This window comes from Agromyces fucosus (genome assembly GCF_004134865.1).
GTDB lineage: Bacteria > Actinomycetota > Actinomycetes > Actinomycetales > Microbacteriaceae > Agromyces > Agromyces fucosus.
The window spans coordinates 121699-142715 of record NZ_SDPO01000004.1; the positions used below are offsets into that span (position 1 = coordinate 121699).

A 21017-nucleotide genomic window follows, 5' to 3' on the forward strand; every position below is an offset into this window, starting at 1 on the left:
CGGAGCCAACCGACACCATGACCACCATCACTGCGGCACGCGCGTCACTCGTCGACCTCGAGGTCGAGACGATGCGCACCGACGCCGTCCAGAGCTTCATCAAGCAGGAGACGATCTTCCTCGAGATCGACACTGCCGACGGGCTCACGGGTGTCGGTTACTCCTACACGATCGGAACCGGTGGTCGCGCAGTACTCTCCATGCTGCGCGACCACCTGGTGCCCCTCCTCCCCGGCCTCGACAGCAGGAACGTCGAAGGCATCTGGACGGAACTGTTCCGTTCGACCCGTGCCACCACCGTCGGCGCCATCACGTCCCTCGCCCTCGCGGCGGTCGACACCGCCCTCTGGGACCTGCGCTCCCGCCGTGCCGGCGAGCCGCTCTGGCAGGTGGCCGGCGGCTACCGCCAGCGCGTCCCCCTCTACGACACCGAGGGCGGCTGGCTCCACCTGCCCACCGACGACCTCGTGGCCGGTGCACTCGCATCGCAGGCGAAGGGCCTGCGCGGCGTCAAGCTCAAGGTCGGCAAGCGCTCGATCCGCGAAGACCGCGATCGCCTGCTCGCAGTGCGCGAGGCCGTCGGCGCCGACCTGCACATCATGGTCGACGCCAACCAGTCGATGACCTCCGCCGAGGCCATCCGGCGCGCGGCGGCGTTCGAGGACGCCGACCTCTACTGGTTCGAGGAGCCCCTGCCCGCCGATGATGTGAGCGGCCACGCCCGCCTCGCCTCGTCCACGAGCATCCCGATCGCGGTCGGCGAATCGATGTACTCGATCGCCCAGTTCCGCGACTACCTGCACCGCGATGCCGCCGGCATCGTCCAGGTCGACGTCGCCCGTGTCGGCGGCATCACCCCCTGGCTCAAGGTCGCACACCTCGCAGAGGCGTACAACGTCGCCGTCTGCCCGCACTTCCTCATGGAGCTGCACGTGAGCCTCGTCGCCGCGGTGCCGAACGGCGCCTACGTCGAGCACATCCCGCAGCTCCGCGGCATCACCAAGACCGAGCTCGTCATCGAGGACGGCTCCGCCGTCGCCCCCTCGACGCCGGGCCTCGGCATCGACTGGGACGCCGACGAGATCGATCGGAGGCGAGTCGCATGACGAGCAGATCCAACCGGCTGACCAGCGTGCTCAGCGACAACCGCGTGGGGCTCCTGCTCCTCATCATCGTGCTCGTGGTCCTCATCGGCAGCCTCAAGCCGATGTTCTTCTCCCCCGCATTCGTGATCGGCCCGATGCTCACGAGCATCGCCATCTTCACCGTCGTCGGCCTCGCCCAGATGGTCGTGCTCTCCGTCGGGCAGATGAACCTGGCCGTCGGCGGAATGGCCGCGATCGGGGCAATGGGCTCCGCGATCGTCTTCCAGGCCTTCGACGTGCCGCTGATCGTCGGCATCGCCGTCGGCCTCGTGGTCGGCGGCGCCGTCGGCGCACTCTGCGGCGTGCTGATCGCCTACGCCGGGGTCAACTCGTTCGTCGTGACGCTCGCGATGAGCTTCGCCCTGCTGGGCCTCGTTCCCGCCGTCTACTCGTGGGTCAGCACCGGCAACGCGATCACCGTGCAGACGCCCGGGCTCGCGGAACTCGGGCGCTCCAAGCTCTCCGACCTCTGCATCGGCGACACCTGCGGTCCCGACGGCGTCCCGCTCATCCTCTTCGTCGCCGTCGCGGCGATGATCGTGATCGGCCTGCTCTTCTCCAAAGCGCGCATCGGCCGCGAGATCTTGCTGACCGGTTCGAGCGATCGCGCCGCGCTGCTCTCGGCGATCCCCGTTCCGCGACGCATCATCACCGTGCACACGCTCTCGGGCATGCTGGCCGCACTCGCCGGGTTCATGCTCGGAGCGAGCACCGGCTCGTTCACCCCCGGCATCGGCCAGGAATTCATGCTGCAGTCCTTCCTCGGACCGATCCTCGGCGGCACCCTGCTCGCCGGCGGCTACGTCTCCGTCATCGGCACCTTCCTCGGCATCACGATCACCGTCGTGATCCGCCAGGGCCTCCTGCTCTTCGGTGTCGGCATCGAAGGACTCAACATCCTGCTCGGCACCATCCTCCTGATCGCCCTCTCCGCCGACCGCATCCGTTCGGTCGCAGGAGCCCGATCCCGTCTGCGAGCGTCGCGACAGCAGTCGCCCGCGAAGTCCAAAGAAGAGGCGGTGGTGTCATGAGCGCGCGTCTCGCACGACTGGCCCGCGACCAGAACACGATCCTCGCCGCGGTGATCGTCGCGGGCGTCATCGTCCTGACGATCAGCTCGAGCGGCGGGTTCCTCTCCCCGATCTCGATCGAGACGTTCTTCCAATTCCTCGCGATCCCGATCGTCATCGGCCTGGCGCAGATGGCAGCGCTCGCGGTCAACCAGATGAACCTCGCCGTCGGCGCGATCGGCGGGTTCGCGGCCTGCTCCGCCGCCGTGCTCATCGCCGACTTCGGCGTGCCCCCGTGGCTCGGCGGGATCATCGCGATCCTCATCGGCCTCGCCGCCGGCGTGCTCAACGGCCTCATCGTGGTGCTCACGCAGATCAACGGCTTCATCGTCACCCTCGCGACCATGACGATCCTCTCGGGCGCCCAGTACGCGATCGTCGGCACCCGCACGATCACCTCGGCCAACTGGCCCGAGATCGCGGCGATCGGCACGGCGCGGCCCCTCGGCATCCCGCTCATCTTCTGGATCGCCGTGGGCATCGCCATCCTCCTCTCCGTCGCGTACCGGCAGACGCTCTTCGCCCGCAACATGCTCGCGAGCGGCGGCAACCCGCTCGCTGCGACCCTCTCCGGAATCTCGAACAACAGGAGCCTCGTCACTGCCCACGGCCTCTCCGGGCTCCTGTGCGGCGTCGCCGCGTTCCTCGTGCTCGCCTCGCTGCCGGGTGCCAACAAGAGCATCGGCGAGGACTGGCTGCTGTCGAGCTTCGCCGCGCCGATCATCGGTGGCGTCTCGCTGACCGGCGGCACCGTCGCCGTGCTGGGCACCGTGCTCGCAGCGACCATCGTGCGACTGGTCGACAGCGCACGCGCGCAGTTCCAGCTGGAGCCCAGCTGGGTGAACTTCGTCATCGGCGCCGTCGTGCTCGGCACCGTGGCACTCGACCGCGTTCGGACCCGGCGCCCAGCCACCCGTCAGCGCAGCCGCCGCCCACCGCCCGATGCACCGCCGACCGCGGCAGCGCGAGCCATCGACCCAGGAGCACCGGCATGACCGACACGGCCTACGCGCTCGAAGTGCGCGGCATCACCAAGACGTTCCCCGGAGTCCGGGCGCTCGACGAGGTCAACCTCCGCCTGAAGCCGGGCGAGGTGCACGCACTCCTCGGCGAGAACGGCGCGGGCAAGTCCACGCTCATCAAGATCATCACCGGCATCCAGCCGCAGGACTCCGGCGAGCTCATCGTCAACGGCGAGGCGCGCTCGTTCCGCTCGGCGCACGAGGCGACCCGTGCCGGCATCGGCGTGGTGCACCAGGAGCGCAACGTCATCACCGACTTCACGGTCGCCGAGAACATCGTGCTCGGCAACACCCCCGTGAAGGGCGGACGCGTGCAGTGGCGCGAGGTCAGGGAGGGCGCCAAGCGCGTGCTCGACCTGCTCGACTTCCCGATCGACCCGGCGACGCCCACGAGCCTGCTCTCGCCGGCGCAGACCCAGTTGGTCGAGATCGCCCGCGGGCTCTACACCGACAGCGCGGTGCTCCTGCTCGACGAGCCGACCGCGTCGATCAGCGAGACCGAGTCGAAGCTGCTGTTCGACGTCGTGCACCGCCTCTCCGCGCAGGGACGCGCGATCCTGTTCGTCAGCCACAAGCTCGAAGAGGTGTTCGCGCACTGCGACACCGTCACCGTCTTCCGCGACGGACGTTCGGTGGCCGAGTCGGAACCGCTCTCGAACTACTCCAAGGACACGATCGTCGACCTGCTCGTGGGACGTACCCTCGCCAAGCTCGAGGTGCCCGACCGTTCTCCGTCCGAGCGCGGCACGCCGGCGCTCGAACTGCGCGACGTCTCGACGTTCAGCGGACACCGCGACGTGTCGTTCGCGGTGCACCCTGGCCAGATCGTCGGCATCTACGGACTCGTCGGCGCCGGGCGCTCCGAGCTGGCCAAGGCGATCCTCGGGCTCGACCGCATCACCGAGGGCGAGGTGCTGGTCAACGGCAGCGCCGCGCAGATCCGCTCGGTGGGCGATGCGCTCGGCCGCTACGGCATCGGGTACGTGACCGAGGACCGGAAGGCCGAGGGCCTCTTCCTCGACCAGACCGTCGCCCGCAACCTGACGGTCACGGTGCTGAAGCGCCTGTCGAACGCGTTCGGGTTCGTGCGCGAGCGCGCCGCTCGCGCGACCGCCGACGAGTACATCGCCTCGCTCGACGTCAAGGTGTCGAACCGCGATCAGCTCGTGGGCCAGCTTTCCGGCGGCAACCAGCAGAAGGTCTCGCTCGGCAAGTGGCTCGCGGCCAACACCGACATCCTCATCATCGATGAGCCGACCGTGGGAATCGACGTCCGCACGAAGGGTGCGTTCTACCAGCTGATCTGGGCGCTCGCCGAGCAGGGCAAGGCCGTGCTCGTCATCTCCAGCGACCTCGCCGAGATGGTGACCCTGGTCGACCGGATCGTCGTCATGCAGGACTTCGAGGTCACCGGAAGCGTCCTGAACTCCCATGAGTACGATGAGATGAGCAAGTCGGTGATCCGCCTCATCCACGAGGAGCGCATCGACGTGGTGGAGGGCTGATGCGAGTCGCACTCCACTCCATCATCCGGCCGGGAGCCATCGACGGGTATCGGACGGAGCACGCGAAGATCCCCGCCGACCTCGAGGGATCCTTCGCCCGGCTCGGCATCCACGACTGGACCATCTGGCGTTCCGGCGACCGGCTCTTCCACGTCGTCGAATGCGACGACTTCGATGCCGCGATGCTGGCGCTCGACTCGGATCCGGCGAACGTCGCCTGGCAGCAGCGCATCGGCGAGTTCGTCGAGCTGTTCCGCGACGCCGACGGCGACGTCGGATTCAGCCCGATCGAAGAGGTCTGGGACCTCCGCCGCCAGCGGAACGACGAGCACCGAGCATGACGGGCATCGTCGACGCGCACGCGCATGTGTGGGACACGACGCGACTGAGCTATCCGTGGCTCGCCGACTTCGAGGCGCTCGATCGACCGCGCCTGCCGGCCGACCTGGATCGCGCCGACGGGCAGGTGACCGGGGCGGTCTTCATCCAGGCGGGATGCGCCCCCGAGCAGGGGCTCGCCGAAGCACGATGGATCGCGGGCCTCGGCGACGAATGGCCAGAGCTCATCGCGATCGTCGCGGCTGCCGATCTCCTCGACCCCGACGCGCTGGAGGCCCATCTCGACGCCCTCGATGCGCTCGGCGGCGTGGTCGGCATCCGTCACCTGCTCCAGGGCGAGTCGCCTGCGGTGTTCTCGGATCCCGTGCTGCTCGAGGGCCTTCGACTGCTCGCGGCGCGGGGCCTCACCTTCGACGCCTGCATCACCCACTCCCAGCTCACCGACTTGATCGATCTCCTCGACCAGGTGCCGGAGCTCGACGTCGTGCTCGACCACCTGGGCAAGCCGCCCGTCGACGCCGGCATCGCCACCGAGGCAGGTCGGGCCTGGGCGCAGGGCATCACCCGGCTCGCGGCCCGTCCCGCCACGACCGTCAAGGTCTCGGGACTGTCGGCCGAGGCATCCGGAACCGAGGCGTTCGAGGCGAACGCCGACGCCTTCATCGAACACGCCGTCACCGCATTCGGTGCGTCGCGGGCGATGCTCGGCAGCGACTGGCCCGTGAGCCGGTACCTTGGTGCAGGCGGAACGTTCGCGGACTGGATCGACCGGGTGCACCGTGTGACGGGCGCGACCGGGTCGGAACGGGAACAGCTCGATCGCGGCACCGCTCTCCGTTTCTACCGTTCGACGACATTGGGGCACGAATGAGCACGACGTTTCCCGAGGGGGCGCGCATCGCTCGCTCAGTGCTGTCCGACGAGACGTACGGAGTGATCCGGGATCTCGTCCTCGAGCACCGCATCGCGCCCGGCAGTCGCGTGAACATCGATTCGCTCTCGGCCGAGCTCGGGGTCTCCCCGACGCCGGTCAGGGAGGCGCTGGCCCGGCTCGAGTCCGACGGACTCGTGGTGAAGGTGCCGCTTCGCGGCTACTCGACGACGCCATTGCTGACCGTCCGCGAGTTCGTCGAGCTGACGCAGTTCCGCGTGCTCATCGAGCAGTGGACCGCCGCACAGGCGTCGGCGTCGATCAGTCCCGAGACGACTGCGGCCCTCCGCGCGGAACTCGCGGCCGGACGCGCGACCACCGGCGCACGTGAGGCCGGCCCCGATGCGTTCCGTGCGCTGACCGATCACGATGCGCGCTTCCACGCGCTCATCGCGAAGTCCGCCGGCAACGACCTGATCGCCCAGTCGTTCGAACGCACGCACTTCCACCTGCACTTCCTGCGGCTCTATCTCGCGTCGCATTCCACCGACGCCGACGGAGACGCCGACCACCGGCGCCTGAACGCGGTGCTCGAGGAGTACGACCGCTCGGGCCAGGTCTCGCGCACGATCGACAATCACGCCGCCATCGCCGAGGCCATCATCGTCGGAGATGCCGACGGGGCGTCGCAGCTCATGCGCGAGCACATCGAGTTCTCACGCGTTCGCTTCCTCCCCGTCGTCGAGATGATCGCATCGCTCGGCTGATCGGCCCATTCGCGATCCGTTCTCCACTCAGCGCCGGCCATCGGCCGGGATGAGGCCCCGTTCCTCGAGCGCCGTCCAGAGCTCGTCTGGGATGGCCGCCGACATGTGCCCGACGTTCTCCCGCACCGCATCGGGGCGGGAGGTGCCGACGACGACGGTGGCCACGAGCGGGTTCCGCAACGGGAACTGCAGCGCCGCCGCCGGAAGCTCGACGCCGAACTCCGCGCACGTCGCCGCGAGGGTCTGAGCGCGCTCCAGCACGTCGCGGGGCACGGCGCCGTAGTTGTAGGTCGCATCGCTGTTCGGGGAAGAGGTCGCGAGCAGGCCCGAGTTGAACACCGCGGCATCGACGACGCGCACATCGCGCTCCTGGCATGCCGGGAACAGCTCGGCGAGCGCCGGCTGCTCAAGCAGCGTGTACCGGCCGGCGATCATCACGAGGTCGAGGTCGCCCTCGCGCACGGCGCGCGCCGCGACATCCGCGTCGTTCACGCCCACGCCGATCTCTCGCACGAGGCCCTCGTCGCGCAGGGTCGCCAGTGCCGGCAGGCCCTCGGCGAGGCCCCGCTCGAGGTCGTAGGCGTCGGGGTCGTGCAGGTACAGCACGTCGACGTGGTCGAGGCCCATGCGCTCGAGGGATGCCTCGAGGCTGCGCCGGATCCCGGACAGGCTGGGGTCGTACACCCGCACCTGGTCGTCGGGTACGTCGAAGCCGTGGTCCAGGTCGCGTCCGCCGTCGAAGTCGGGATTCGGCGCCAGCAGCCGGCCGACCTTCGTCGAGACGACGAACTCGTCGCGCGGCTTCTGCCGGAGGAACGAGCCGAGGCGCCGCTCCGAGAGGCCGAGCCCGTAGTGCGGCGCGGTGTCGAAGGTGCGGATGCCGCCGTCCCACGCCGCCTCGAGGGCGAGCTGCGCGCGCTCGTCGTCGATCTCGCGATAGAGGTTGCCGATCGAGGCGCACCCGAAGCTCAGCGGGCCGAGGTCGATCGGAGCCGGCGTCGAGCCGCTCATCGCGCGACCATCTGCGGCGCGCTCCACGCGAACTCCGCGATCGAGGCCGGGAACATCTCGGTGCCGGCACCGGGTGCGCTCGGGGCGCGGTACCGACCGCGCTCCACGACCGTCGGGGTGACGAAGTGCTCGTGGAGGTGGTCGACGTACTCGACCATGCGACCCTCCATCGTGCCGGAGACGGCCACGTAGTCGAACATCGAGAGGTGCTGCACGGCCTCGCAGAGTCCGACGCCGCCGGCGTGCGGGCAGACGGGGACGCCGAACTTCGCCGCGAGCAGCAGGTTCGCGATGTTCTCGTTCACGCCGCCGACGCGGGTCGCGTCGATCTGCATCACGTCCATGCCGCCGGCCTGGAGCAGCTGCTTGAAGATGACGCGGTTCTGCACGTGCTCGCCCGTCGCAACCCGGATCGGTGCGACGCCGCGGGCGATCGCGGCGTGGCCGAGGACGTCGTCGGGACTCGTCGGCTCCTCGATCCAGGCGAGGTCGAACTGCGCGAGCGCGTTCACCCAGGCGATCGCGTCGGCGACGTCCCAGCGCTGGTTCGCGTCGATCGCGATCGGGAAGTCGGGGCCGACCGTCTTGCGCGCGATGGCGAGGCGGCGGATGTCGTCGTCGAGGTCGGCGCCGACCTTCAGCTTGATCTGCGGGAAGCCGTCGGCGACCGCCTCCCGGCAGAGGCGCTCGAGCTTCTCGTCGGAGTAGCCGAGCCACCCCGGGCTCGTCGTGTAGGCGGGGTATCCGGTCTCCTGCAGCCGCGCGATGCGCTCGGCACGGCCGGGCTCGGCGGCACGGAGGATCTCGAGCGCCTCGCCGGGGGTGATCGCGTCGCTCAGGTAGCGGAAGTCGACGAGGGAGACGAGCTCTTCGGGGCTCAGGCTCGCGAGGTGGAGCCACAGCGGCTGGCCGGCACGCTTCGCACGGAGGTCCCACAGCGCGTTCACGACGGCGCCGATGGCCATGTGCATGACGCCCTTCTCGGGGCCGAGCCAGCGCAACTGCGAATCGTGCAGCAGCAGGCGCGATGCCGCGCCCATGTCGGCGAGCAGGTCCTCGACGTCGCGGCCGATGAGGTGCCCGCGGAGGGTGTCGAGCGCAGCGACCTCCACGTCGTTGCCCCGTCCGATCGTGAAGACGAACGCGTGCCCCTCGAGGCCGTCTTCGGCGTCGGTTCGGATCACCAGGTAGGCCGCCGAGTAGTCGGGATCGGGGTTCATCGCGTCCGACCCGTCGAGGGCGAGCGAGGTCGGGAACCTGATGTCGTGGGTATCGACGGCGACGATTGCGGTCATGGTGTCCTTTCGTGACAGTTCGATCCTAAACATCGGATGTATAGGGTGTCAATCTCGGGAACATGTGCCAGAATCGGCGATGTACCCGCGAATTCGTCGGAACGATCAGCCACCAGAAAGAGCACAGCATGAGATTCGCCCGCCTCGGCAACGTCGGCACCGAGATCCCCGTCGTCATCGACGGCGACCGTTCCCTCGACCTGCGATCGATCACCGCGGACATCGACGGAGCGTTCCTGAGCGGCGACGGCGTCGAGCGCGCTCGCGCCGCGGTCGCCGCCGGCGAACTGCCCGAGGTCGCCGACGCCGCAGCCCTCCGCACGGGCGCCCCGATCGCCCGCCCGTCGGCCGTCTATTGCGTCGGCATGAACTACGCGGCGCACGCCGCGGAGTCGGGTTCGGAGCCGCCGAAGCAGATCGTCATGTTCATGAAGGCCCCGAACACGATCGTCGGCCCGTACGACGACGTGGCCATCCCGCGCGGCAGCGAGAAGACCGACTGGGAGGTCGAACTCGGCATCGTCATCGGTCGCCGAGCGAGCTACCTCGACTCCCCTGCCGAGGCCCGCGCCCACATCGCCGGCTTCGTGATGGCCAACGACCTCTCGGAGCGCGACTGGCAGATCGCCGTCTCCGGCGGTCAGTGGTCGAAGGGCAAGAGCGCGCCCGGCTTCTGCCCGACCGGCCCCTGGCTCGCCACGGACGACGAGCTGAACGCCGACGACGTGCGCCTCCGCAGCTTCGTGAACGGCGAGGCCCGCCAGGACTCGCGCACCGCCGACCTCATCTTCGACATCGACACGATCGTGTGGACGCTCAGCCAGTACCTCGTCCTCGAGCCGGGCGACCTCGTGCTCACCGGCACGCCCGAGGGCGTCGCCCTGTCCGGTCGCTTCCCCTACCTCTCCGCCGGCGACGTCGTCGAACTCGACATCGAGGGCCTCGGCGCCCAGCGCCAGCAGTACATCTCCGCCTGACCCGACCAGCACGACCCGGAAGGACACTCCCATGAGCAACGAATTCAGCGGCCTGGTCGCGATCGTCACCGGCGGTGCGTCGGGAATCGGCGCCGCGATCGCCGACCGCCTGCAGCAGGGCGGCGCCCGTGTGGCGGTCTTCGACCTGCAGCCGGATGCCGCGGCGCACGCCGATCTCGCCATCGCCGTCGACGTGGCCGACGACGCGAGCGTGCGCGCCGGCGTCGAGCGGGTCGCGAGCGAGCTCGGGCGCATCGACATCGTCGTGAACAACGCCGGCATCGGCGCACAGGGCACGATCGAGGCGAACTCCGACGAGGAGTGGCACCGGGTCTTCGACATCAACGTGCTCGGCATGATGCGGGTCGCGCGCGCCGCACTGCCGCACCTCCGCGACTCCCCCGCGGCCGCGATCGTCAACACCGCCTCGATCGCGGCGACCGCCGGCCTCCCCGAGCGCGCGCTCTACAGCGCGAGCAAGGGCGCCGTCGCCTCGCTCACCCGCGCCATGGCCGCCGACCACCTGCGCGAGGGCATCCGGGTCAACGCCGTGAACCCCGGCACCGCCGACACCCCATGGATCGGCCGGCTGCTGGCATCGGCAGCCGACCCTGCCGCCGAGCGCGCGGCACTCGAAGCGCGCCAGCCGCACGGACGCCTGGTCTCGGCCGACGAGGTCGCCGGCGCGGTCGCCTACCTCGCGAGCCCGGCATCGGGGTCGACGACCGGCGTCGAGCTCGCGGTCGACGGCGGCATGCAGGAGCTGCGGCTCCGACCCGCGGCGAGCTGACGCGGCATCCGCTGCCGCTGCCGACCCGGCATCCGCTGCCGTTTGTCGACGTGATGGTGCATCCGGCTGTGTTCGTTGTACAACGTGCACAGCCGGATCGTCGTCGCGCCCGATAGCCTGAACAGGTGAAGTTCGCGCACCTGAGAGCCGAAGGCCAGACGACCCCTCGGCTCGCGGCGGTGATCGCGGACTCGGCGCTCTTCCTCGACGAGTTCATGGAGCAGCCGCCCCGCGACCTGCAGGATCTCATCGAACGCGGCCCCGAGGGGCTCGCCGAGGTGCGCGAGGTGGTCGACACGGCCGTCATGCTCGAGGCCGAGCTCACGCCGGTGGCCGCGCTCCGGCACTCCTCCGCGGTGCTCCGGCCCGCACAGGTCATCGCGATCGGCGCGAACTACGCGGCGCACGCCTCCGAGCTGAAACTGCGCTCCGAGACGGCGATGACGATCTTCTCGCTCTGGCCGAACTCGCTCACGGCGCACGGCGCGACGACGACGTGGCCCGAGGACCTCACGACCCAGGTCGACTACGAGGCCGAGCTCGGCGTCATCGTCGGTCGCCCCGCCCGCGGCGTGCACGTGCGCGACGCGCTCGACTACGTCTGGGGCTACACCGTCGTCAACGACATCACGGCACGTGACATCCAGTTCAGCGAAGCCCAGTGGTCGCGCTGCAAGTCGTTCGACGGCTTCACCCCGACGGGCCCCGTGGTCGTCACGGCCGACGAGATCCCCGACCCGCAGAACCTCTGGCTCACCACGAACCTCGACGGCAGCATCATGCAGGACGCCTCGACGAACGAGATGGTGCGCAGCGTCGCCGAGATCATCTCGCTGCTCTCGCGTTCGGCCACGATCCCCCCGGGCACGCTCATCTCGACCGGCAGCCCCGGCGGCGCCGGGTATTCGCGGAAGCCCCCGGTGTTCCTCCGCGACGGCTCGACCGTCACCGTCAGCGTCGAGGGCATCGGCTCGCTCACCACGCACTGCCGGGTCATCTGACCCGCCCGGGTTACTCGCTCGGTTCGCCCTGCAGGTCGATGAGCGGAATGGCCATCGTGATCGGGCGGATGCCCGAGAGCTTCGAGGGCTGCAGCTGCGCCATCACGGCCTCGCGACTCATGAGTCCGGCCTCGACCACGAGGTCGGCGACGGGCCGGCCCGTCTTCAGCGCGAGCTTGGCGAGGTTGGATGCCTCGGTGTAGCCGATGAACGGGATGAGCGCCGTGATGACGCCGACGCTCGAGGCGACCATGGCCTCGAGTCGCTCGACGTTCGCGGTGATGCCGTCGACGCAGTTGACGCGCAGGGTCCAGCACGCCTGGCGCATCCACGTGATCGACTGCAGGAGCGAGTGGGCGATCACCGGCTCGAAGGCGTTCAGCTGCAACTGGCCGCTCTCGGCCGCCATCATGACGGTGACGTCCGCTCCGGCCACGGCGTAGGCGACCTGGCTGACCGCCTCGGGGATGACCGGGTTGACCTTGCCGGGCATGATGCTCGAGCCCGCCTGTCGCGGCGGGAGGTTGATCTCGCCGAAGCCGGCCTGCGGCCCGGAAGAGAGCAGGCGCAGGTCGTTGCAGATCTTCGAGAGCTTGATCGCGCTGCGCTTGAGGGCGCTCGAGAACGTCATGAAGACGCCCGTGTCGCTCGTCGCCTCGATGAGGTCGGGTGCCGACACGAGTCGGAGCCCGGTGATCGCGCTGAGGTGCCGCACGGCGGCCGCCGCGTACCCGGGGTCGGCCGTGATGCCGGTGCCGATCGCGGTCGCGCCGAGGTTCACCTCGGAGAGGAGCTTGATGGTCTCGTTCAGGCGCTCGTGGTCTTCGCCGAGCGTCGTCGAGAAGCTGTGGAACTCCTGGCCGAGCGTCATGGGCACGGCGTCCTGGAGCTGGGTGCGACCCACCTTCAGCACCTCGTGGAACTCCTGGCCCTTGCGGCCGAACGAGACGCGCAGCAGGTCGAGCTCGCGCATCATCGTCGTGAGCGAGAACGTCATCGCGAGCTTGACCGCGGTGGGATACGTATCGTTCGTCGACTGGCTCCGGTTGACGTCGTCGATCGGGTGCAGCACGTCGTAGCGACCCTTGGGGTAGCCGGCGATCTCGAGCGCGAGGTTCGCGATGACCTCGTTCGCGTTCATGTTCGTCGAGGTGCCCGCGCCGCCCTGGATCACGCCGACCACGAACTGGTCGTGGAGCTCGCCGTCGATGATGCGCTGGCAGGCGTCGTCGATCCACGCGGCCTTCTGGTCGGTGAGCACGCCGACCTCGCGGTTGGCGCGCGCCGCGGCCTGCTTGACCGAGGCCAGCGCGACGACGAGATCGGGGTAGACGGAGATCGGGCGCTTGGAGATCGGGAAGTTCTCGAGCGCCCGCATCGTGTGCACGCCCCAGTATGCCTCCGCGGGAACCTCCACCGAGCCGAGGGAGTCGGTCTCGGTGCGGGTGGGCGGGTGAGTGCCGTTTCCGGCGAGCGTCGGGTCGATGTACGTGTCGTCGGTGGACTGATCGCCGGTGGGCTGGGGCTCGTGCATGTCTTCCTCCACGGAGTCGCGCGCGAGTGGACGTCGAGGGGTGTCGACGCCCCGCAGCCGGCTCCATCGCCTGGGGTCTGCGCGGGATCGCCGCGCTCGTACTCGACATCGAGCCTATCGCCGCCTGCCCCGACCAGACGAATGCGGCGGGGCGCCCCCACGCCCCGCCGCATCCCCTCCGGAGGCTAGACCCTGTCGGTCTCGTCGACGCCGTCGGTCGCGAGCAGCTCGCTCTCGACGGTGCCGCCGTATCCCTCGGCCTGCGGGTCGCCGTGGAGGCCGCCCGACACGGCGTACTCCTCTTCAGGCGACAGGATCAGCCGGTGTCGGCCCCAGAGGGCGAAGATCGCGAGCATCACGGCGTAGACGACGCCGATCGCGATGATCGCGGGCACGAACGTCGGGTTGAGGAGGAAGCCCAGGAAGATGAGGGCGGCGATGAGCGCGGCCACCACGGCACCGGGCACGCCCCACGGGCTGACGTAGGGCCGCTTGGCGTTCGGGTACTTGCGCCGGAGGATCACGAAGGCGACCATCTGCAGCAGGTAGGCGAGCACGGCGCCCCACACGGCGATGTTCAGCACGATGGCACCGGCCACCGCACCGGCCCCCGCCGCGTCGACCTGCGCGAGCACGTCGAGCACGACGAGCGCGGCGAAGCCGATGACGGCGCCCGCGACGAGCGCGACCCACGGGGTCTGGCGCTTGCCCGTGAGCGAGAGGAACTTCGGGTAGTAGCCCGCGCGCGAGAGCGAGTACATGTTGCGGCCGTAGGCGAACATGATGCCCTGGAGCGACGCGAGCAGGCCGATGAGGGCGAACAGTGCGAGCACCGCGGCGAGCTCGTCGCCGACGATGGCCCGGAACCCGTCGAGCAGCGGCTCCCCTGCGGTTCCCGTGGCCTCCGCGCCGACGACGCCGGTGTTGAGGAACAGCACGAGCAGTCCGGTCACGATGAGCGTGGCGCGCGCGATGAGTCCGGCCTTGGGGATGTCGCGGACCGGGTCCTTCGACTCCTCGGCCGCGAGCGGCAGCTCCTCGATGCCGAGGAAGAACCACATCGCGAACGGCAGGGCGAAGAGGATCGGCAGCACGCCGTGCGGCAGGAAGGCGGTCTGCCCGGCGTCGGGCACGATGTCGAAGAGCTTGTCCCACGAGAACTGGCCCGAGAAGAGCGCCATCGCGCTGAAGACGAGCAGGATCGCGATCGAGATGATCGAGACCACGATCGCGAACTTGAACGAGATGCTCGCACCGGCCGCATTGATGCCGATGAAGACGAGGTAGAGGATCACCCACCAGATCCACTGCGGCATCGAGAACCCGAGCAGCTCGCTCGTGATCGCATCCGCGTAGGACCCGGAGAAGAACACGATCACCGCGGTCGTCGCGACGTACTCGATGGTCTCGGCGAGGCCCGTCACGAAGCCGCCCCACGGGCCCATCGCGGCCCGCGAGAAGGAGTAGGCGCCGCCCGTGTGCGGCATCGCCGACGACATCTCCCCGATCGAGAAGATCAGCCCGTAGTACATGACGACGAGCACCGCGAAGGCGATCAGCATGCCGCCGAACCCGGCGAAGTCGATTCCGAAGTTCCACCCCGAGAAGTCGCCCGAGATGACGGCCGCCACGGCGAGGCCCCAGAGCCCCCAGACACCGGCGGTGCGGGTGAGCTTTCGTTTCTCGAAGTACCCGGCCTCGGCGGTCGTGTACTTGACTCCCGAGACCTTCAGCGTGTCCTTGGTCATGGCGGTTCCCTTGCTCTCTCGAAGCGCGCGGCCGGAGCAGCGCGGGGGTGGGATGCGTTGGCCTGAACTATAGGGCCCCCAATGGTTGCTCGTACAGACCTTTTCGAAAAGCACACGCATGAATCCACCGAGAACCATGCGGATATCGGCGAACCCATTCCATCCACCGTGTGGTGTAATGGTCGGCATCACCAACCATTCACGACCAACGGAGGCACAGCGGATGACGGCACCCACCGGATACCTCACCCTCGATGCCCTGCACGGCGCGGTCACCGACGGCCACGTCGATACCGTGATCGTCGCGTTCACCGACATGCAGGGCCGCCTCGTCGGAAAGCGAGTGTCGGCGCGGCTGTTCCTCGAGGACGTCGCCGCCCACGGCGCCGAGTGCTGCAACTACCTGCTGGCGGTCGACGTCGACATGAACACCGTCGACGGCTACGCGATGTCGAGCTGGGAGCGCGGCTACGGCGACATGGCGATGATCCCCGACTTCTCGACGCTGCGCATGGCGCCCTGGCTCGAGGCGACGGCGCTCGTCACGGCCGACCTGGAGTGGCTCGACGGCACTCCCGTGGAGGCCTCGCCCCGGCGCATCCTGCAGCGACAGCTCGAACGCCTCGCCGAGCGCGGTCTCACCGCCTTCGTCGGCACTGAACTCGAGTTCATCGTCTTCGACGACTCGTTCCGCACGGCCTGGCAGAAGGGCTACCGCGACCTCACCCCGGCGAGCGATTACAACATCGACTACGCACTGCTCGCGTCGACGCGCATGGAACCGCTGCTCCGGGACATCCGCAATTCGATGGACGGCGCGGGCATGTACTGCGAGGGCGTGAAGGGCGAGTGCAACCTCGGGCAGCAGGAGATCGCCTTCCGCTACACCGACGCGCTCGGCACGTGCGACAACCACTCCGTGTACAAGAACGGGGCGAAGGAGATCGCGGACCGGCACGGCAAGTCGCTCACCTTCATGGCGAAGTTCAACGAGCGCGAGGGCAACAGCTGCCATATCCACATCTCGCTGCGCGGTGAGAACGGCGAGGCGGTCTTCAGCGATCCGGATGCCCCGCACGGCATGTCGACTCTCTTCCGCCGGTTCCTCGCGGGCCAGGTGGCGGCGATGCGCGAGCTCACGCTCTTCTCGGCGCCGAACATCAACTCCTACAAGCGATACGTCGCCGGCAGCTTCGCACCGACCGCCATCGCGTGGGGACTCGACAACCGCACGTGCGCGCTGCGCGTCGTCGGGCGCGGGCTCGGCATGCGCGTCGAGAACCGGGTGCCGGGGGGCGACGTCAACCAGTACCTCGCCGTCGCGGCGCTCATCGCCGCAGGCCTCGCCGGCATCGACGGCGAACTCGAGCTCGACGAGCTGTTCGAAGGCAATGCGTACGAGAGCGACGTGGTGCGCGTGCCGGCCACGCTCAGGGAGTCGGCAGAGCTCTTCGCCGAGTCGGCGATCGCGCGGGAGGCCTTCGGCGACGAGGTCGTCGACCACTACCTGAACAACGCGCGCATCGAGCTCGCCGCCTACGACGCGGCCGTCACGGACTGGGAGCGGGTGCGTGGTTTCGAACGACTCTGAGCCGACGCGCATCCCGACGCGCCCGCCAGTCGCTCCGGCACCGGTGATCGGCATCACCACCTACCTCGAGCAGGCGCAGACGGGCGTCTGGGACGTGCGGGCCTCCTTCCTGCCGAAGGTCTACATCGACGCCGTGACCGACGCCGGCGGCATCGCCGTGCTGCTGCCGCCGCAGCCCGCCGACGCCGATATCGCGAGAGCCGTGCTCGGCACGCTCGACGGGCTCATCGTCTCCGGCGGCGCCGACGTCGACCCGGCCCGTTACGGCCAAGCCAGGCACGACCGCACGGGCGCCCCGCGCACCGACCGCGACGAGTGGGAGGATCGACTGCTGACGACGGCGATCGAGCTCGAGCTGCCCTTCCTCGGCATCTGCCGCGGCGCGCAGATGCTGAACGTCGCGCTCGGCGGCACGCTCGTGCAGCACCTGCCCGACGTCGTCGGGAGCGACGCCTACCAGCCGGGTCCGGCGCAGTTCGGCGAGACCTCGGCGACGGTCGAGCCCGATTCGCGGCTGGCGGCCGTGCTCGGCGAGACCGCCGCTCCCCTGCCGATCCACGTGTACCACCACCAGGCGCTCGACGAGGTGGCCGAGGGACTCCGGGTGACCGCACGCACCGACGACGGCGTCATCGAGGCGGTCGAGCTCGAGACGGTGCCGTTCGGCATCGGGGTGCAGTGGCATCCCGAGGAGAACGCCGCCGACCGCCGTCTCTTCGCCGGTCTCGTCGATGCCGCACGCGCGCACCGCGCCGAACGCTCCGCGACCGCCTCCACCGAAAGGAACACGCCGTGACCCACACGATCGTCAACCCGGCAGACGAGAGCGTCGTCACGACGGTCGCCGCCGCCTCGATCGACGACGCGGATGTCGCCATCGCCCGCGCCGCGGCGGCGCAACGCGACTGGGCGCGGCTCGCGCCCGTCGATCGGGCCCGGCTCCTCCGCCGCTTCGCCGACGCCGTCGACGGTGCGGTCGAGGAGCTCGCGGCCATCGAGATGCGCAACTCGGGGCATCCGATCACCCAGGCCCGGTGGGAGGCCGGACACGTGCGCGACGTGCTCGAGTACTACTCGGCCTCCCCCGAACGCCTCTTCGGCCGGCAGATCCCCGTGGCCGGCGGGCTCGACGTCACGTTCCAGGAACCGCTCGGCGTCGTCGGGGTGATCACGCCATGGAACTTCCCGATGACGATCGCCGCGTGGGGCTTCGCACCCGCGCTCGCGGCCGGCAACGCCGTCGTGCTGAAACCCGCCGAGTGGACCCCGCTCACGAGCATGCGCCTCGCCGAGCTCGGCCTCGAGGCCGGCCTGCCCGACGGCCTCTTCCAGGTGATCCCCGGCAAGGGATCGGTCGTCGGCCAGCGATTCGTGACGAACGAGACCGTGCGGAAGATCGTCTTCACCGGCTCGACCGAGATCGGCAAGCAGATCATGTCGGGCTGCGCCGACCAGGTGAAGCGCGTCACGCTCGAACTCGGCGGCAAGAGCGCGAACATCGTCTTCGCCGATTCCGATCTCGAGCGCGCCGCCGCGACCGCGCCCTACGGGGTCTTCGAGAACGCCGGCCAGGACTGCTGCGCACGCAGTCGCATCCTCGTCGAGCGCAGCGTCTACGAGCGCTTCATGGAACTGCTCGAGCCCGCCGTGGCCGGGGTGCGCGTCGGCGATCCCGCCGACGAGTCGACCGAGATGGGCCCGCTCGTCGCGGCCGCCCACCTCGACCGCGTGCGCTCCTTCGTTCCGGATGACTCGGAGCTCGCGTTCCGCGCAGCAGCGCCGACGGGCCCGGGGTTCTGGTTCCCGCCCACGGTGCTCACCCCGGCCCGCGACTCGCGCACCGCGCGCGAGGAGATCTTCGGCCCCGTCGTCTCGGTCTTCCCCTTCGACGACGAAGACGACGCCGTGCGCTTCGCGAACGCGAGCGAGTACGGCCTCTCGGGCTCGATCTGGACCCGCGACCTGAGCCGCGGCATCCGGGTCGCCCGCGCGATCGACTCGGGCAACCTCTCGGTGAACTCGCACTCGTCGGTGCGCTACTCGACGCCGTTCGGCGGGTTCAAGCAGTCGGGTCTCGGCCGCGAGCTCGGCCCCGACGCGCCGCTCGCGTTCACCGAGACCAAGAACGTCTTCCTCGCCGTCGATTCCCCGTCAGTCGAGTAGCGAAGCGTATCGAGACCCGAACCCTACGACAGGAGCACCATGACCGACCTTCCCCGCATCGACCTGACCCAGCGCCTCGCCGGCCGCGTGGCCGTGATCACCGGCGGCGCCTCGGGCATCGGCCTCGCGACCGCCAAGCGCCTCGCCGCCGAGGGCGCCAGCGTCGTCATCGGCGACATGGACGCCACGACGGGGCCGGCCGCCGCCGAACTCGTCGGCGGACTCTTCGTACAGGTCGACGTCACCGACGAGGCGCAGGTCGATCACCTCTTCGACGAGGCGGCCCGCGTGTACGGCTCGGTCGACATCGCGTTCAACAACGCCGGCATCTCCCCTCCCGACGACGACTCGATCGAGACGACCGAGCTGCCCGCGTGGCAGAAGGTGCAGGACGTCAACCTCAAGTCGGTCTACCTGTGCTCGCGCGCGGCACTCCGGCACATGGTCGCGCAGGGGCGCGGCTCGATCATCAACACGGCCTCGTTCGTGGCGGTGCTGGGTTCGGCGACTTCCCAGATCTCGTACACCGCCTCGAAGGGCGGGGTGCTCGCGATGAGCCGGGAGCTCGGCGTGCAGTTCGCCCGTCAGGGCATCCGCGTGAACGCCCTCTGCCCTGGCCCGGTGAACACGCCGCTCCTGCAGGAGCTCTTCGCGAAGGACCAGGAGCGCGCGCAGCGCCGCCTCGTGCACATCCCCGTGGGCCGGTTCGCCGAGCCCGAGGAGCTCGCGGCGGCGGTCGCGTTCCTCGCGAGCGACGACGCCTCGTTCATCACCGGCTCGACGTTCCTCGTCGACGGCGGCATCAGCTCGGCGTACGTGACTCCGCTCTAGGCTCGAAGCATGTCGGATGCTGAACGGTACGAGCAGGCGGAGCCCGCGGAGGGTGACAGCGCCGGGGCGTTCGGCGCGGAGGCGCCGAACGCCGAGGTGCTGAGCGCCGGGCTGCTGCTCACGCCCGCGCGCCCGGCCAACGCCTTCGAGGAGACCGTGCAGCGACTGCTGCAATCCATCCGCCTGGGGCTCATCGGCCCGGGCGAACGACTTCCCGCCGAACGCGAGCTCGCGACGATGCTCGAGGTCAGCCGCGACACGCTGCGGGAGGCGATCGCCTCGCTCGCCGAGGCCGGCTGGGTGGTGGCCCGGCGCGGGCGCTACGGCGGCACCTTCGTCTCCGACGAGCTGCCCGTCGCGCTCCCCGCATCGCGGGGCACGGCGGACGACCCCTTCGTGACCTCCGGACAGCTCGAGGACACGCTGGCGCTGCGTTCGGTGATCGAGGTCGGCGCCGCGAGGCGGGCGGCGGAGAGCGAGCTGTCGGGCAACGACCGTGAGCGGCTCTGGCAGGCCTACGAGGAATGCAGCGCGTCCACCGGCGACCAGTACCGCATGGCGGATTCGCGCCTGCACCTGCTGATCGCCGAGGTGCTCGGAGCGCCGAGCGTGATCCCGCTCGTCGCCGACGTGCGCATGCGCGTCAACGAACTGCTCGACGGGATCCCGCTGCTCGCGCCGAACATCGCGCACTCCAACGAACAGCACCGTGCGATCGTCGGCGCGATCCTTCGCGGCAGCCCCGACGAGGCGGCAAGCGCCATGGCCGAGCACCTCGAGGGCACCGAGGCACTCCTGCGCGGCTTCTACGCCTGAGCGGCTCAGGCCGAGCGGATGCCGCGGCATCCGCCCGCCCGGATTGCGGAAACGGGCCGCCTCCCGGAGGAGGCGACCCGTTCCCGAGCCCGGGGCGGGCTCACGCGCGAACTCAGAGGAACGCGAACGGCAGCATCGCGAGTCCGAAGACGATCGCGAGGAGCCCGAAGAGCACGGTGCCCGCGAGCATGACGCCGTTCAGCACGATGCCCCAGATGGCCATGGTGCGCGACGCGGGTTCGCGCTTCAGTGCCAGGATTCCGAGCACGAGCCCGGCCACCGGCACGAAGAAGGTGGAGCTCGCCACGATGGAGACGATGCCGAGCACGAGGCTCGCGATGCTGAACCCGGTCGTCTCCGCGGCCGGCGCGGCGTACGGGTTCGGCTCCGCGAACGGCGCCTGGGTTGCGGTGTCGGTGACGGTGGTCATGTTGTGCTCTCCTGTTCGTGGGTGCCCGTTTGTGGGCGTGCTTCCACGCTACGGACCCGCGGAATCACGCGGTATGGGGCTATCCCCCCGATACGATCGGATGGATCCCCA

The 21017-nt window shown here is 69.6% G+C and carries 20 protein-coding genes; 15 read left to right on the forward strand and 5 right to left on the reverse strand.

From position 1 onward, the window contains the following. The first annotated feature begins 17 nt into the window (after positions 1-17). From ESP57_RS16100 to ESP57_RS16130, 7 genes are read left to right on the forward strand one after another with little or no spacing between them, the layout of a single operon-like run. Positions 18-1106: a mandelate racemase/muconate lactonizing enzyme family protein gene (locus tag ESP57_RS16100; protein ID WP_129232264.1), complete on the forward strand. Its 1089-nt coding sequence runs from the start codon at positions 18-20 to the stop codon at positions 1104-1106. Continuing rightward, complete coding sequence (locus tag ESP57_RS16105) at positions 1103-2176, forward strand: ABC transporter permease (RefSeq protein ID WP_115962478.1); 1074 nt, start codon at positions 1103-1105, stop codon at positions 2174-2176. Before ESP57_RS16100 ends, ESP57_RS16105 begins: the two co-directional genes overlap by 4 nt. Beyond that, positions 2173-3210 (forward strand): ABC transporter permease, encoded by a 1038-nt coding sequence (locus ESP57_RS16110; RefSeq protein WP_129232265.1) that lies wholly within the window; start codon positions 2173-2175, stop codon positions 3208-3210. The genes ESP57_RS16105 and ESP57_RS16110 overlap by 4 nt, the downstream gene beginning before the upstream one ends. Next, positions 3207-4742 carry a sugar ABC transporter ATP-binding protein gene (locus ESP57_RS16115; RefSeq protein ID WP_129232266.1) on the forward strand — a complete coding sequence of 512 codons (1536 nt, stop codon included), beginning with the start codon at positions 3207-3209 and terminating at the stop codon, positions 4740-4742. The genes ESP57_RS16110 and ESP57_RS16115 overlap by 4 nt, the downstream gene beginning before the upstream one ends. Then, positions 4742-5083, forward strand: a complete 342-nt coding sequence (locus tag ESP57_RS16120; protein ID WP_056013796.1) for an L-rhamnose mutarotase — start codon at positions 4742-4744, stop codon at positions 5081-5083. Before ESP57_RS16115 ends, ESP57_RS16120 begins: the two co-directional genes overlap by 1 nt. Further along, positions 5080-5952: an amidohydrolase family protein gene (locus tag ESP57_RS16125; RefSeq protein WP_129232267.1), complete on the forward strand. Its 873-nt coding sequence runs from the start codon at positions 5080-5082 to the stop codon at positions 5950-5952. The genes ESP57_RS16120 and ESP57_RS16125 overlap by 4 nt, the downstream gene beginning before the upstream one ends. Continuing rightward, positions 5949-6719 (forward strand): GntR family transcriptional regulator, encoded by a 771-nt coding sequence (locus tag ESP57_RS16130; protein ID WP_056013808.1) that lies wholly within the window; start codon positions 5949-5951, stop codon positions 6717-6719. The genes ESP57_RS16125 and ESP57_RS16130 overlap by 4 nt, the downstream gene beginning before the upstream one ends. Positions 6720-6746: 27 nt before the next feature. On the opposite strand, the gene ESP57_RS16135 is transcribed toward ESP57_RS16130, so the two are convergent. Together ESP57_RS16135 and ESP57_RS16140 are read right to left on the reverse strand one after the other, a co-directional pair. Further along, on the reverse strand, positions 6747-7730 hold the full coding sequence (locus ESP57_RS16135) for an aldo/keto reductase (RefSeq protein ID WP_129232268.1): 984 nt from the start codon (positions 7728-7730) through the stop codon (positions 6747-6749). Continuing rightward, positions 7727-9025, reverse strand: coding sequence for an L-fuconate dehydratase (locus tag ESP57_RS16140; RefSeq protein WP_129232269.1), 1299 nt, complete (start codon positions 9023-9025; stop codon positions 7727-7729). Before ESP57_RS16140 ends, ESP57_RS16135 begins: the two co-directional genes overlap by 4 nt. Positions 9026-9153: 128 nt before the next feature. Here ESP57_RS16140 and ESP57_RS16145 point away from each other — a divergent pair, with 128 nt between their 5' ends. The 3 genes from ESP57_RS16145 to ESP57_RS16155 all read left to right on the forward strand — a co-directional run bounded on the left by ESP57_RS16145 (position 9154) and on the right by ESP57_RS16155 (position 11793). Continuing rightward, on the forward strand, positions 9154-10002 hold the full coding sequence (locus ESP57_RS16145) for a fumarylacetoacetate hydrolase family protein (RefSeq protein ID WP_129232270.1): 849 nt from the start codon (positions 9154-9156) through the stop codon (positions 10000-10002). A 31-nt stretch (positions 10003-10033) separates the two neighbouring features. After that, entirely contained in the window at positions 10034-10792 is a 759-nt protein-coding gene (locus tag ESP57_RS16150) for an SDR family NAD(P)-dependent oxidoreductase (RefSeq protein WP_115962460.1), read from the forward strand. A 125-nt stretch (positions 10793-10917) separates the two neighbouring features. Beyond that, the gene (locus ESP57_RS16155; RefSeq protein WP_207904573.1) at positions 10918-11793 is read left to right on the forward strand and encodes a fumarylacetoacetate hydrolase family protein; all 876 of its coding nucleotides are present in this window, start codon (positions 10918-10920) and stop codon (positions 11791-11793) included. A gap of 10 nt (positions 11794-11803) precedes the next feature. Here the strand turns inward: ESP57_RS16155 and ESP57_RS16160 are convergent, their stop codons facing one another. Further along, the gene (locus ESP57_RS16160; RefSeq protein ID WP_129232271.1) at positions 11804-13327 is read right to left on the reverse strand and encodes an aspartate ammonia-lyase; all 1524 of its coding nucleotides are present in this window, start codon (positions 13325-13327) and stop codon (positions 11804-11806) included. Positions 13328-13512: 185 nt separating this feature from the next. Then, entirely contained in the window at positions 13513-15075 is a 1563-nt protein-coding gene (locus ESP57_RS16165; RefSeq protein WP_056013828.1) for an amino acid permease, read from the reverse strand. Between the two features lie 223 nt (positions 15076-15298). On the opposite strand from ESP57_RS16165, the gene ESP57_RS16170 reads away from it, so the two are divergent. The 5 genes from ESP57_RS16170 to ESP57_RS16190 are packed head-to-tail and all read left to right on the forward strand — an operon-like array spanning position 15299 to position 20476. After that, positions 15299-16666 carry a glutamine synthetase family protein gene (locus ESP57_RS16170; RefSeq protein WP_129232272.1) on the forward strand — a complete coding sequence of 456 codons (1368 nt, stop codon included), beginning with the start codon at positions 15299-15301 and terminating at the stop codon, positions 16664-16666. Then, the gene (locus ESP57_RS16175; protein WP_129232273.1) at positions 16647-17462 is read left to right on the forward strand and encodes a gamma-glutamyl-gamma-aminobutyrate hydrolase family protein; all 816 of its coding nucleotides are present in this window, start codon (positions 16647-16649) and stop codon (positions 17460-17462) included. The genes ESP57_RS16170 and ESP57_RS16175 overlap by 20 nt, the downstream gene beginning before the upstream one ends. Continuing rightward, positions 17459-18829 (forward strand): aldehyde dehydrogenase family protein, encoded by a 1371-nt coding sequence (locus ESP57_RS16180; protein ID WP_129232274.1) that lies wholly within the window; start codon positions 17459-17461, stop codon positions 18827-18829. The genes ESP57_RS16175 and ESP57_RS16180 overlap by 4 nt, the downstream gene beginning before the upstream one ends. Positions 18830-18868: 39 nt before the next feature. Then, positions 18869-19660 (forward strand): 3-oxoacyl-ACP reductase, encoded by a 792-nt coding sequence (locus ESP57_RS16185; protein ID WP_165877503.1) that lies wholly within the window; start codon positions 18869-18871, stop codon positions 19658-19660. A 9-nt stretch (positions 19661-19669) separates the two neighbouring features. After that, positions 19670-20476 carry a FadR/GntR family transcriptional regulator gene (locus tag ESP57_RS16190; protein ID WP_129232275.1) on the forward strand — a complete coding sequence of 269 codons (807 nt, stop codon included), beginning with the start codon at positions 19670-19672 and terminating at the stop codon, positions 20474-20476. A gap of 112 nt (positions 20477-20588) precedes the next feature. Here ESP57_RS16190 and ESP57_RS16195 read toward each other — a convergent pair whose 3' ends face one another. After that, on the reverse strand, positions 20589-20906 hold the full coding sequence (locus ESP57_RS16195) for a DUF4190 domain-containing protein (protein WP_115962442.1): 318 nt from the start codon (positions 20904-20906) through the stop codon (positions 20589-20591). Positions 20907-21017 lie beyond the last annotated feature (111 nt).

What these genes read in the sequence shown, in the direction of transcription:
- ESP57_RS16100 (WP_129232264.1), top strand. Translation starts at nt 18, where the DNA reads ATGACCACCATCACTGCGGCACGCGCGTCACTCGTCGACCTCGAGGTC.
- ESP57_RS16105 (WP_115962478.1), top strand. Translation starts at nt 1,103, where the DNA reads ATGACGAGCAGATCCAACCGGCTGACCAGCGTGCTCAGCGACAACCGC.
- ESP57_RS16110 (WP_129232265.1), top strand. Translation starts at nt 2,173, where the DNA reads ATGAGCGCGCGTCTCGCACGACTGGCCCGCGACCAGAACACGATCCTC.
- ESP57_RS16115 (WP_129232266.1), top strand. Translation starts at nt 3,207, where the DNA reads ATGACCGACACGGCCTACGCGCTCGAAGTGCGCGGCATCACCAAGACG.
- ESP57_RS16120 (WP_056013796.1), top strand. Translation starts at nt 4,742, where the DNA reads ATGCGAGTCGCACTCCACTCCATCATCCGGCCGGGAGCCATCGACGGG.
- ESP57_RS16125 (WP_129232267.1), top strand. Translation starts at nt 5,080, where the DNA reads ATGACGGGCATCGTCGACGCGCACGCGCATGTGTGGGACACGACGCGA.
- ESP57_RS16130 (WP_056013808.1), top strand. Translation starts at nt 5,949, where the DNA reads ATGAGCACGACGTTTCCCGAGGGGGCGCGCATCGCTCGCTCAGTGCTG.
- ESP57_RS16135 (WP_129232268.1), bottom strand. Translation starts at nt 7,730, where the DNA reads ATGAGCGGCTCGACGCCGGCTCCGATCGACCTCGGCCCGCTGAGCTTC.
- ESP57_RS16140 (WP_129232269.1), bottom strand. Translation starts at nt 9,025, where the DNA reads ATGACCGCAATCGTCGCCGTCGATACCCACGACATCAGGTTCCCGACC.
- ESP57_RS16145 (WP_129232270.1), top strand. Translation starts at nt 9,154, where the DNA reads ATGAGATTCGCCCGCCTCGGCAACGTCGGCACCGAGATCCCCGTCGTC.
- ESP57_RS16150 (WP_115962460.1), top strand. Translation starts at nt 10,034, where the DNA reads ATGAGCAACGAATTCAGCGGCCTGGTCGCGATCGTCACCGGCGGTGCG.
- ESP57_RS16160 (WP_129232271.1), bottom strand. Translation starts at nt 13,327, where the DNA reads ATGCACGAGCCCCAGCCCACCGGCGATCAGTCCACCGACGACACGTAC.
- ESP57_RS16165 (WP_056013828.1), bottom strand. Translation starts at nt 15,075, where the DNA reads ATGACCAAGGACACGCTGAAGGTCTCGGGAGTCAAGTACACGACCGCC.
- ESP57_RS16170 (WP_129232272.1), top strand. Translation starts at nt 15,299, where the DNA reads ATGACGGCACCCACCGGATACCTCACCCTCGATGCCCTGCACGGCGCG.
- ESP57_RS16185 (WP_165877503.1), top strand. Translation starts at nt 18,869, where the DNA reads ATGACCGACCTTCCCCGCATCGACCTGACCCAGCGCCTCGCCGGCCGC.
- ESP57_RS16190 (WP_129232275.1), top strand. Translation starts at nt 19,670, where the DNA reads ATGTCGGATGCTGAACGGTACGAGCAGGCGGAGCCCGCGGAGGGTGAC.
- ESP57_RS16195 (WP_115962442.1), bottom strand. Translation starts at nt 20,906, where the DNA reads ATGACCACCGTCACCGACACCGCAACCCAGGCGCCGTTCGCGGAGCCG.